This is a genomic window from Chryseobacterium glaciei, assembly GCF_001648155.1.
Taxonomy (GTDB): domain Bacteria; phylum Bacteroidota; class Bacteroidia; order Flavobacteriales; family Weeksellaceae; genus Chryseobacterium; species Chryseobacterium glaciei.
In genome coordinates this window covers 4652166-4663830 of the sequence record NZ_CP015199.1, presented here as the reverse complement: position 1 = coordinate 4663830, position 11665 = coordinate 4652166, and the positions used below count along the sequence as shown (strand labels likewise).

14 protein-coding genes are annotated in these 11665 nt (G+C 34.3%); 2 read left to right on the top strand and 12 right to left on the bottom strand.

The annotated features are described in order from the left end of the window. The first annotated feature begins 134 nt into the window (after positions 1–134). The gene (locus A0O34_RS21115) at positions 135–434 is read left to right on the top strand and encodes a hypothetical protein (RefSeq protein WP_157886088.1); all 300 of its coding nucleotides are present in this window, start codon (positions 135–137) and stop codon (positions 432–434) included. Positions 435–648: 214 nt separating this feature from the next. On the opposite strand, the gene A0O34_RS21110 is transcribed toward A0O34_RS21115, so the two are convergent. Next, complete coding sequence (locus A0O34_RS21110) at positions 649–1017, bottom strand: winged helix-turn-helix transcriptional regulator (RefSeq protein WP_066759082.1); 369 nt, start codon at positions 1015–1017, stop codon at positions 649–651. 118 nt (positions 1018–1135) lie between these two features. On the opposite strand from A0O34_RS21110, the gene A0O34_RS21105 reads away from it, so the two are divergent. After that, positions 1136–1741 carry an FMN-dependent NADH-azoreductase gene (locus A0O34_RS21105; protein ID WP_066759081.1) on the top strand — a complete coding sequence of 202 codons (606 nt, stop codon included), beginning with the start codon at positions 1136–1138 and terminating at the stop codon, positions 1739–1741. Positions 1742–2239: 498 nt separating this feature from the next. Here the strand turns inward: A0O34_RS21105 and A0O34_RS21100 are convergent, their stop codons facing one another. From A0O34_RS21100 to A0O34_RS21050, 11 genes are all read right to left on the bottom strand, one after another. Further along, the gene (locus A0O34_RS21100) at positions 2240–2455 is read right to left on the bottom strand and encodes a hypothetical protein (RefSeq protein WP_157886087.1); all 216 of its coding nucleotides are present in this window, start codon (positions 2453–2455) and stop codon (positions 2240–2242) included. A 296-nt stretch (positions 2456–2751) separates the two neighbouring features. Then, complete coding sequence (locus A0O34_RS21095) at positions 2752–3255, bottom strand: hypothetical protein (protein ID WP_066759077.1); 504 nt, start codon at positions 3253–3255, stop codon at positions 2752–2754. A 5-nt stretch (positions 3256–3260) separates the two neighbouring features. Next, on the bottom strand, positions 3261–3782 hold the full coding sequence (locus tag A0O34_RS21090; protein ID WP_157886086.1) for a hypothetical protein: 522 nt from the start codon (positions 3780–3782) through the stop codon (positions 3261–3263). Between the two features lie 11 nt (positions 3783–3793). Next, positions 3794–4171, bottom strand: a complete 378-nt coding sequence (locus tag A0O34_RS21085; protein ID WP_066759073.1) for a hypothetical protein — start codon at positions 4169–4171, stop codon at positions 3794–3796. A gap of 292 nt (positions 4172–4463) precedes the next feature. Continuing rightward, positions 4464–5285, bottom strand: coding sequence for an alpha/beta fold hydrolase (locus tag A0O34_RS21080; protein ID WP_066759069.1), 822 nt, complete (start codon positions 5283–5285; stop codon positions 4464–4466). Between the two features lie 414 nt (positions 5286–5699). Next, a complete protein-coding gene (locus A0O34_RS21075; protein WP_066759062.1) occupies positions 5700–6218 on the bottom strand; it encodes a DsbA family protein in 519 nt (172 codons plus the stop codon). A 2-nt stretch (positions 6219–6220) separates the two neighbouring features. Then, positions 6221–6682 (bottom strand): redoxin domain-containing protein, encoded by a 462-nt coding sequence (locus A0O34_RS21070; RefSeq protein WP_066759058.1) that lies wholly within the window; start codon positions 6680–6682, stop codon positions 6221–6223. Between the two features lie 4 nt (positions 6683–6686). Beyond that, complete coding sequence (locus tag A0O34_RS21065) at positions 6687–7397, bottom strand: YoaK family protein (RefSeq protein WP_066759056.1); 711 nt, start codon at positions 7395–7397, stop codon at positions 6687–6689. A gap of 26 nt (positions 7398–7423) precedes the next feature. Beyond that, entirely contained in the window at positions 7424–8470 is a 1047-nt protein-coding gene (locus A0O34_RS21060; protein ID WP_066759055.1) for a cupin domain-containing protein, read from the bottom strand. A 357-nt stretch (positions 8471–8827) separates the two neighbouring features. Next, the gene (locus A0O34_RS21055; RefSeq protein ID WP_066759054.1) at positions 8828–9379 is read right to left on the bottom strand and encodes an antibiotic biosynthesis monooxygenase; all 552 of its coding nucleotides are present in this window, start codon (positions 9377–9379) and stop codon (positions 8828–8830) included. A 53-nt stretch (positions 9380–9432) separates the two neighbouring features. Then, entirely contained in the window at positions 9433–11619 is a 2187-nt protein-coding gene (locus A0O34_RS21050; protein WP_228394329.1) for a hybrid sensor histidine kinase/response regulator, read from the bottom strand. Between the last annotated feature and the right edge of the window lie 46 nt (positions 11620–11665).

Here is an 11665-nt window from a genome sequence, read left to right as displayed (position 1 = left end):
CAAATTTTTGAAAGGATTTTTTTTGCATAAAGTCTGTAAGATTTGCATAGCAATGTTTTTTGATTATAGATACACTTTTTGGGCTTTACATTACGATTTGTTAATACAAAATGTAAATATTAGTTTCATAAAAGATGTACTTTTGTTTAATGAAAAAGAACAAAAAAATGGTAACCAAAGCTCAGTTGGATGAACTTAAAGATTTAAGACATCATTTGACACCGCAGTTATCAATTGATAATAAAATTAATACACTAATCCAAGTCAGTCATGTACTTAGGACGATTAATTTTACGAGTACCTTTTCAAGCAATATTTCTACAGAATTTACCGGATTAGAAGTTTTTAGAGATAGATATAACAATTTCCCGAAAATAACTTCTGTTATTGATGATGCCATTTCGTATTATGATGAGCAGCTAAAGTCATTTTAAAATTATAATTTTTCATACATACTTATAATCCTTCTCTCCGCAAGTTGAGAAGCTTAAAAATATTAAAAGCCTTTAAATACTACTATTTAAAGGCTTTTTTAATTATACAATGTAAAAATGTTAATAAACGACTCAAATTACAATTGTGAAAAATTAGTTTATATTTTATTCTAATAAATTGCAAATCTGATATTATTCTCGATCAAAGTAATGTTCAGAATCCTGTCTGTTTAATTTTATCTCTATGTTTCTCACCCCAAATACTTAGCTCTGCCAGAACATTTTTTAATGTATGCGTATATTCTGTAGCTTCGTAAATAATACTGACTGGAGTTGTAGGAAATACTTTGCGCTCTATAAAGAAATTAAGTTCTAAATCTTTCAGTTCATTAGATAAAACTTTTGGAGATATACTCGCCATTTCTTTTTGAATTTCATTAAAACGTTTTGGTGATTGTACCAGACAAAGTATCAGAGGCAATTTCCATCTTCCACTAAGAACATACATTGCATCGATGACGTTTTTAAGAGAACCGTCACATTCTGTTTTGGTCGGAAGAGTTTTATTTTCAGTTATTTCCATTGTAACAAAGATAAGGACTTTCCTAAAAGTAAGCGCTATCCTTTGGGTAACTGCTTACTAATGTATACTTCAGGGTCATAACTTTGTCTTGTTAAAATTATTAAATAAATTCAATTTTATGAAACGTATCCTTCATTTGAAGTCGAGCCTGCTAGGCAAAGAATCATACAGCATTAAACTAGGTAATGCTATTATTGAAAAAATACAGGAAAAATATCCTGAAAATGAACTTGAAGAATTGAATCTGGTGGAAATGGAAATGCCACACCTGACTCCAAAAGTTCTGCATACACTTTTTACTCCTTCAGAGAAACTGAACGAAGATGAGAAAGAATCTATTCGCCTGTCTGATGACTTGGTTAAACAGTTAATGTCATCTGATATCATCGTGATTGGAGCTCCATTGATTAATTTCACCATTCATACCTCACTGAAAGCCTGGATTGATCATATTACTAGACCCGGAATCACTTTTGGTTATGGTGAAAATGGTCTTCCGATGGGGAAAGTGACAGGGAAAAAAGTGTATGTCGCAATGTCTTCAGGAGGTGTCTATTCTGAAGGTCCAGGTAAAGCTAATGACTTTGTTGCACCTTATTTGAAGGCTTTTCTTGGCTTTTTAGGAATGACAGACGTAACGGTTATTCGAGCTGAAGGGCTGAAAGTTCCTGGTTTGAAAGATCATGCAATGGAGAAAGCCGTTGACAGTATCAATATTGATTAACATTTTTATCAAAATTATTAATGAAATAAACCTCTCAGATTTTGAGAGGTTTATTGTAACGAAGAATAATTATTTTCTAATATCTATTAAAGTTAAAATTTTGATTGTCATCTTATCTGTTGATTGGGCGTTCATAGATATTAAAATGGTAAATAGGTTATTGCCATTTAATTAAATGGATCCAAAATAAAGCTTTGAAGTTGGAGTACTCATACCTCGTGTTCTGGGAGTACTAGAATCACCAGGTTTAGCCAGAGTAACAGAACTACCATTCTCACCTGGGCTTCCGGTAATTGATTTGCCATATTGACCATCTTGGCCGTTATTACCATTGGAACCATTACCATCGGAAGTTCCTGATAAAAGTATTTGATATTGATTTTTGCTATTCGGATTCTTTATTGAGGTATTGCCTGTTTTAATGACTAACTATACATAAGAAGTAATCCTTCTGCCATCAAAAATGATGGTATTACAGGTGATTATTTGGGGTAGACCCTAATAGACTACATCTGTATTAACCATAAAAATGTCTGTTTCTACATACTCGGTAAAAAAAGGAGAAAAGTCTTGCACCTTTTGATTCTCAGGCATACTGTCGTTCATTTTTTGTAAATCGTCTTTATCTAAATATTGTAAAAGATCTTCTTCAACATTAATTTGAATGATTTGACCGTTCGGATTTTGTGGAGTAAATTCTTGCTGATTATTCATAACTGTTAAAATATTCCTCCTCATAAGGCTTTTCGGTTTCCGTCCATCAACAAAGAATAAATAAGATAGTGTATAGTGTAATTTATTGATTTTAAATTTTTTAACAATGTTTATTAGAAGATATAATTGTAATTATTTTAAATTAAAAATTACCCATTCATCAATATTTTTCAGGAAAATTCAAAGTAGTATTTTTACATCAATGATAAAAAACCAATAAAAAAATCCCTAAGATTTCGTCTTAGGGATTATATATTTAATGATGTAAATTTTCGTACTTTCTAAGTTTGAAAATATTACTGAATTATTAAATAAGTTGCATTTTCTGACGCAATATAAAACCAAAATGCATCCGTTAAACTTCCGTCAATAAAATCTGATCCTGATAGCGGACAAGCAGCAAATGCAGATGGATCGGCCATATTGAAATCAACATCAGGCGTTGAATTGGTTGTGCCCGGATATGCTGTATGGAACCAAATAAATTTCCAACGGGTAAGATTTGATACGGTAGTAAGTAATCCCGAAGGAACTGCTTGGGAGAGCGGATTTCCGGTGGGAGATAATCTCACAGACCAGTCATTTGCATAAGGAGCCGAATCATTAAAGTTGTCGATCACATCTTGTGTATTAGCCGGGAAATTCATACTTGTAACCACTTCTGGTAAGCAATTATTTGTATTACCTGCTACAACACGCATCACAAGGTCATAATTGGAGTAATTCTGAATGTATAATTTTCCCTGTGAAAAAGATAACGAAAATATAAAAACAGGTAAGAGTATTAATATTTTTTTCATAATTTCTATGGTTGTATTATAAAGTATGTGTCGGTTCCTACGTCAAACCAGAATGCATTAAATGGAAACGGTTGTGCTGCAGTGGGCGTTAAAGTAGAAATTATAGGTGTATTACAACCAATCATTCCTATAGATGCACCGCTGTAATAAAGTGGGGCACCGCTGGGATCATCTACAAAAAATTTATTCATCTGCCATTTGGTTACCGATCCTAAAGAAATAAGTAATGGAGATGTTGGAGCCTGTGGCGGAAGGGTAGTGGTTGGATTAATTTGTACCGTCCAGGTATTAATTGGCGGACTTTGAAGATGACTGTTATAATAGCCGTTATAAGTTACAGCACCCATGGGAGGAACCATAACCGGATAATTGGTTCCGCTGATATTAGGAATACAATTGTTTGTCTGATCCGATCCTACCAAGAAATTTGATAAATTATATGCGGTATAATTAAATATGTTCATCTTGTTTTGAGCATGAAGACCAATTGCAATCATTGCAAAGAGTGATAAGAATATTTTTTTCATGATCTTGGATTTTAGTTTTCTGCTTTTTGATTAGCTTTTAAAGTATTCAGCTTAGAAAAATAGAGATTGGTTGCCTGAACGATTACTTTTTCCTTTTCCACTCTGGTGTTGGCTTGGCTAAGATTGCTGCCGTTTTTACCTATCAATTCTAATGAAGCATTAAATAAAATATCCAGTGATCTGTCATTTAATTGTGCGCCTAATCGAGCCTTTTCTTCAGGTGTTGATCGGTTTTCGGGTTTCATTATTTCCTTGAGAGCTTTGTCGAAAGATGTCATTTCTGTAGACTTCATTTCTTCGGTAGAGGCTAGAGTTGCTCGTTCAGTTGAACATGAGATTGCTACACAGAAAATGCCGGCATAGAATGCCGAAAGAAGAGTTTTTTTCATAGTTATTAATTTTTAGAATTAATTTTAGTTTGACTAATATATAAAATATTTCACTATATAGTTATTTTTAATGAAAAATTTTAACATAATAACTTGAAAGTATGGCAATTCAGTTAAAAATTAAAAATACAAGTCTTGTTTTAGTGATTAATTTTAGAATTAGGCATGAATTCCAACAGTTATCATAAATCGAATATCTTAATTTATATTTTTCCTATAAAATTTAAAAATTAAAACAAAAAAGCCCTTGAATATCTTTATTCAAGGGCTTTTATTCATTTATATTTAGAAATTATGACTGTATAAATTCTAAAAGATCTTTATTAATGACATCAGCATGGGTGGTCGGCATTCCGTGAGGGAAACCTGGATAAGTAATTAGCGTTCCGTTTTTCAATAATTTTATTGATTTTAGGGCTGCATTTTGGTAAGGTACGATCTGGTCATCTTCTCCGTGAAGAACCAATACAGGAATATCAACCGCTTGTAAATCTTCTCTGAAATCAGTTTCAGAAAACGCTTTAATTCCGTCGTAATGAGCAACAATTCCACCCATCATTCCTTGTCTCCACCAGTTTCTCTGTACGCCTTCTTTCACGTCTGCACCTTCTCTATTGTATCCGTAGAAAGGGAAAGTAAGGTCAATGTAAAACTGTTGTCTGTTGTTAAGAGTTTGGTCTCTGATTCCGTCAAAAACAGACATCGGAACACCATCAGGATTGCTGTCACTTTGAACCATAATTGGGGGAACTGCGCTGATTAAAACTGCTTTTTTAGCTCTTCCATTAGCATATTTGTTAACATATCGAATTACTTCACCACCACCTGTAGAGTGTCCGATGTGAACAACGTCTTTCAGATCAAGAAATTCTACCAATTCGGCAGCATCAGCAGCATATTGTTCAATGGTGTGATCATAAATATCTTGGCTAGAACGTCCGTGACCTCTTCTGTCATGAGTGATCACTCTGTACCCTTTCTGTAAGAAGAAAATCACCTGTGCATCCCAATCATCTGATGATAAAGGCCATCCGTGGTGAAACATTAAAGCTTGTCCTTTTCCTTGATCTTTGTAAAAAATTTCTGTTCCGTCTTTTAATTTTAGTGTGCTCATTGTTATTGTATTTAATTGTTATTATTGATTTGTATTAAAATTATTTTGTTGTCTTAATTCTTTAGCAAATGTAGTACAGTGAAATTCAATCTCTGTTAATCTAGTTTAATATCGTTCGATTTTGATAAAAAATTTCAAAAATTGATTTTGTTGTATGTTTTTTACGATTATCCGTAATTTGATATGATGGGAAAATCTTTGTGAACTTTGCTGAGTGAAACGCCTTTGCGACCTTAAAATCAGCGGAATTATTGAAAAAAAAACTTTGCGGGCTTTGCGTTAAAAAAACATTATTAAAAAGATATTCAAAATATTTTTATTTGGGCAGCTATTTCCGCCTTCCGTTCCCAATCTTTTTTGCTGACGCAAAAAAGGATTTCCACTCAAGTCGGGCTGCGTGAGATTCGATGTTTTTTAAGAAGCCGTATTTTCGTTCAAAAGCTGAAACAAATCTTCCGCACCGCCATCGAATTTTTTTCCGTTGACAAAAAATGAAGGCGTACCATTCACTCCGCTGATGATTCCGCTTTCGAAATCTGCATCAACCTTTTCTGCTAATTCAGGTTTTTCCAGATCTGTTTTGAACTGATCAATATTTAAATGTAATTTTTGTGCCAATTCTAACAATAAATTTTCATTCAAATATCTCTGGTTTTCATAGATCGCATCATGCATTTCCCAGAATTTCCCTTGTAAATTGGCCGCTTCTGCTGCGAGTGCTGCCGGTCTTGCATATTGATGCATTTCGGATAACGGAAAGTTTCTAAAAACAAACTTGATCTGATTTCCGAACTGACTCATCAACTCTTTTAAAACAGGATAAGCTGCTCCACAGTATGGACATTGATAATCTCCATATTCAACGATAACTAAATCGGCATCTTGGTTGCCTTGTGTGTGGTCAGTATTGCTGACGGCTGGTTTTAATGACATAATTATTGTGTTTTAAGTGTTTCTAATGCCTCTAGAATTCCATCTGCACCAGGATTTATAGCCATTGGTGAGAGGTAACTCCATTCGATAATGCCTTCTTTATTGATGACAAAAAGGGCTCGGTTGCATTCGCCTTCTTCTTCATTGTAAACTCCATATTTTCTGGCTGTTTCGCCTTTAGATTCAAAATCAGCTAACAATGGAAAATGTAAATTTCTGGATTGCGAAAATGCTAAATGACACCATTTGCTGTCCACCGAAATTCCAAAGATCTCAGCGTCATATTTTTTGAAATATTTTAAAGTTTCGTTGTATAAAGCCATTTGGTCACTGCAGACAGGGCTCCAGTCGGCTGGATAAAATGCAAGGATCACATTCTGTCCTTTAAACTCTGACAGGGTGATTTTTTGATCCGGCGTTGCAAATAATGTAAAGTCCGGGGCAATATCATTTTTTTGTAGCATGTTATTAGTTTTTTTTAAGTTTAATATTAAAAATTGAAATCCATAATCCGCAAATCAGTAATAATAGTGCAGGAAAACTCAAAGACCAATTTCCTAAAAAAGAGAGTAGGAAAGGAGCCGCAAACGCACCTGATAAAAAGCCGATCCACAACAGTAAAAGATGAATTGCGTTGGCTTTATATTGCTTTTTTTCCGCTCTGTCATTGGTCATACTCAACATTGCAGTGTTTCTTGCCAGGCTGTTTAATGTTCCGGTCACAAAATCTGTATTTACTTTTTGGTTCCCGACAGAAGTTACAATCGTATTCATAATTCCCATTGAAAATCCGATAATTGAAATAGAGGATATGGTATTAATATTATAAAAATAAGCAATTATTGTATAGAAAATCAAAATTCCGCAAACTGTGTAAAATGTTAATATTTGGTTCTTAATTCTTTTATATAGTGATAAACAGGTTCCGGCATAAATTCCCAATAGAAAACAGCCAATAACTGTAACCGATGTGATGATAACTCCATATTTATCGGTAGAAAGTGCGGCGCCTAACTGTGTGGTGTTTCCACTCATAAAAGACACATATGTTTTCCATTTGATAAGACCTGTTGCATCGATGTATCCTGCAATCAAAGCAAGAAATATGGCTAATCTCTCCTGTATCCTGATCTGATTATCTGAAAAAGAAATGCTTTCTGAAGTTACAGACTTATCCATTTATAATAGATTTAAATAGAAAGTCCTTATTTTTTAGGCTGAATAAAAACCTTCTCTGTCGGGAATTTTTCTATTTCGCCTTCTTTCAAACCAAAATTAGTTACCACTACATCTTTTGGGTTTCCTGCCAGCCATTCGCTTAGATCAATGGACTGATAAGTTCCGCTATTAAATCCGATTAAAATTTTGCAAACTGTATCTCCTGTATTTTTAATATAATGTCCGGCTCCCATTGGGACATAACCGACATCTCCTGCATTAAACTCCTCTGTTACAACCGTACTTTCTGCTAAGAAAACCGACATTTCTGCTTGACCTGAAATATAATATTGCCATTCATCAGCGTTGGGATGCCAATGCATTTCTCTTAAAGCGCCCGGCTGTAATTCTATTATTGAACCCGACATGGTACTGCTGATAGGAAATTCTTTGCTGGTAACCAACCTTTGTAAACCTCCTCCTGGAACGATTCTCGGTTGTTGTGCGTGCAAAGGATAACGGTGAAAACTGGTTAGTTGTATATCTGATTCTTCCGGACGGGCAGTTGCATTAAATGATAATTCATCCGGAACAATTCCTGCCGCGAAATAAGCTTCTTTTTGAGGTAATGCTGCAACTTCTTCAAGGGTTAATCCTAAGTTTTGAGCAACAATTTCAGGTGGCATGCATGAAACAAAATCTGTAACACTGAATGTATGATCTTCAGAAAAATTACCATTGTCAAAAATTAAAATAAAATGACATTCTTCTGTTCCCGTTGCCTGTATCGAGTGCCCGTAACCTTTGGGGAAATACCAAACATCGCCCGGCTCAAAATTATCAACATAGCTATGTCCGTCAGGATGAATGATCGTTGTACGAACAGTTCCTGAAATCACGTAAGCCCATTCTGCAGCGTTGGCGTGCCAGTGTAATTCTCTCATGCTTCCCGGTTGTAATCTCATAGAAACTCCGGCAATACCTATAGAAGCAGGAAAATCTGTCACAGAAGCTCCTCTTGTAGTTCCGCCATCATTGGTGCGAGGTTCTTTTTTTTCTAGTTCGTATCTGAAACTTAATGATTCGTTTTTCATAATAGTAGTTTTTATTGATTAATGAGTGTTTGTCTTTATTTCTATTGTAAAGCTACCACGGAATCATCACATTTTTAAGTGTCATTCGGTGAAAAGGCAAAATGAGTCGATGAGAATTTAAAAGGAATAGATGATGAAGTTATTTATGTTTTAAAATGAAAAAATTGAGTGTGGGATTGGTTTACACATGATTCTAAATACATATAGTTTGTCATTTCGCAGGAATTTAAATTGTTAATTTAAATTTCTAGTTGAGAATCCTTCAAAATGAAAAAAAAGTAAAATTGAAGATCATTTTAAACAAAAAAATCACTGAGATTTCCCAGTGACTTATGTTTTCATTTGTTTGAATTTCAATTATTTATAGAGCCATTTTTTAATCAGTTTTGTATAATTGGGCATTACAACAAATACCATCATAAAAACAACAATTCCTGAATTAATCAATGCATCAAAATAATGATTTGCAGGAATTTTCAAAAATCTCAACAATGGAATTAAGATTAATGGAATCACAATAGACAACGGGTAAATTGCAGACCAGGTTGCCAAAAACTGTTTCCATCGGACAGGAACTTTATTTCCTTCATTTTCAGCATTAAATAGAAAATCTAAGCCTGATTTTATTTGATAGTTATCGTTTTTTCTGAATAGAGGAGTTGCTTTTTCAATCAAATTTTTTCGACTGTCAGATTCCATCCATTTTTTAAGATTTGTAATAGTGTCAAATCGAATAATTACCGTGTAAACAAAGGTTAAATCAGGAATTGGGCGTACAATCTGATGATCAATAAAACCTTCTGAATGTTTGGTAAGCGGGACAATTTCCTTTAACCAGTTTTCATATTCTTTCTGTTTGCCATCCAAAATATGATGGGTAATCACAACTGATGCACCTTGATTTTCCATAATGATTTTGTTTTTTGATGGTTGAAATAAAAATTAATTCAAAAGTTAGATTTTTATAATGATTTCGCAAAAATTTTTGCTTCTTCAAGTGCTAAATTGATGATGTTTTTCACCTCTTCCAAAGCCTGTTGCAAAGTTGCATTTTGCTCTGTAGCCATTTCGAGAATATTCAGTTTCTCTTCTAGTAAAGGGAGAATTCCCATAATAGCTGTGCTGGATTTGAGATCGTGTGCTCTGAGTTTTACTGTTGTAAATTCATTGTTCTGATAAGCTGTCGTAAGCTGTTGCAAATGTTGCGGTATATTTTCGATAAATTGCTGAGTAACTGTTTTTTCAAAAGTTGTATCGCCGCCGCTTATGGACTGCATATAGGTTAAATCTATGTATTGAAAATTGGGAATTATTTGTTCAATTTTCATTTCCGCTTGAGGAATTTCTTCCAATCCGAAATTTGAAATTAATTTAAAAAGTTCTTCCTCTTTTATAGGTTTAGAGATATATTCATTCATCCCGCGGCTCAGGCATTTTTCTCTTTCACCTGCGAGTGCGTGTGCGGTCATTGCGATGATTGGAACATCCAATTTCAGAACTTCACGGATCTGTTGGGTGGCAGCGTAGCCATCCATCTGAGGCATTTGAATATCCATCAAAACCAAATCATAGGTTTGATTAATCAGCTGTTGAACGGCTTCCAAACCATTAGAAACAACATCAAAATCAATATTCCATTGTAATAAAAGATGTTTCATCAGACTTTGATTGATTGTATTGTCATCAACCACCAAAACACGCAAAGGCGCATTTGATTTATCTTTAAAATAATCAGAATTAACAGCAGTTATTGTGTTAAGCTGTTCTTCCGAAATACCGTAAGGAATATGAAAATTGAAAGTCGTCCCTTTTCCCTGTTCGCTCTCTACATCGATGTCACCATTTTGTAAAAGGATTAATTTTTTAACAATAGACAAACCTAAACCTGTCCCGCCATAATTTCTTGTGGTAGATTCTTCACCTTGATTAAATCTTTCAAAAACTTCGCTCAATTTTTCTTTATCGATTCCTATTCCGGTATCGGAAATCTTGAATCCAAGAACAATTTCTGTTTCAGTCTGAGATTTTTTATAAACTTCAATATCTACTTTTCCGTGATGGGTAAATTTTATCGCATTCCCAATGAGATTGACTAAAATTTGGGTAAGTCGTGTTGCATCGCCCGTCAGCGTATCCGGAATTGTTGCATCTACTTTGCTGAAAATCGTCAGTTCTTTTTCTTTTGCGCGTTCAAGAAAAAATGTTTCCACGGAATTCACCAATCCATTAATACTGAAGGTTCCGGGCGTGATGCGCATCATTCCTGCTTCAATTTTAGATAAATCAAGAATATCATTAATGATCGCCATTAAATTTTCTCCCGATCGCTGAATTGATGACACAAATTCTGTAGAAGTCGCATCCAAAGGTCTTTTTTGGAGTAAATTGGTAAAGCCTAAAATTCCACTCAACGGAGTCCGTATTTCGTGGCTCATATTGGCGAGAAAATTTTCCTTAGTCTGCGCGGCGACGGATGCTTTTTTTTCTGCAATATCCAGATCTTCTATTAATAATCGTTGTCTTTTAAACTGACGAAGTATGTGATAACCGACAACAGCGCCACTCAATATCAATAAAATCAATAAAGAAATATCGTAGAGTCTTGCTTTTCTTCCCATTTCTTCGCTTCGTTTACTGAGTTCGACCATGTGTAGTCGGCGACTTTCGTAGATTTTTGCTGTGATCGTGGTAATTTCGTTGGAAATTATTCGGGCATGTGGATTGGCAATCGAAGTATTATCATTCATATTTCCCAAAGAAAGATATCGATGTAATAATTTTTCTTTAGTTGTTTTTTTCTCCATCGCAAGAACGCTGAGTCTGTGTATCAACCGTTCTTCTTCGGCATCCGTATTGTCTTTAGATAAAGAATCGAGAAAGTTTTCAATTTGATTGATTTTCTGGTTGATACCTTCCAAATGTGTAGTGTCATTGGTGGCGATAGAAGCGCGTATTCTACTTTCAACACCCAAAATATCACGGTCTATTTCTCTTAAATGATTGCTGGAACGCAGCTCGTTGAGAAGCGTGTTGTTATTCTGGATGAGTGCTTTCGTATTTTTAGCTGAATTGATCTGAACAGCTATCAATAATATAGTTCCTGCAATAAATGTAAGAATTATAAAATAGCTAAATCGTTTGTTTTCCATTATAGAAAATGTATTGATCATAATTAAATAGTAATAACGATTGATG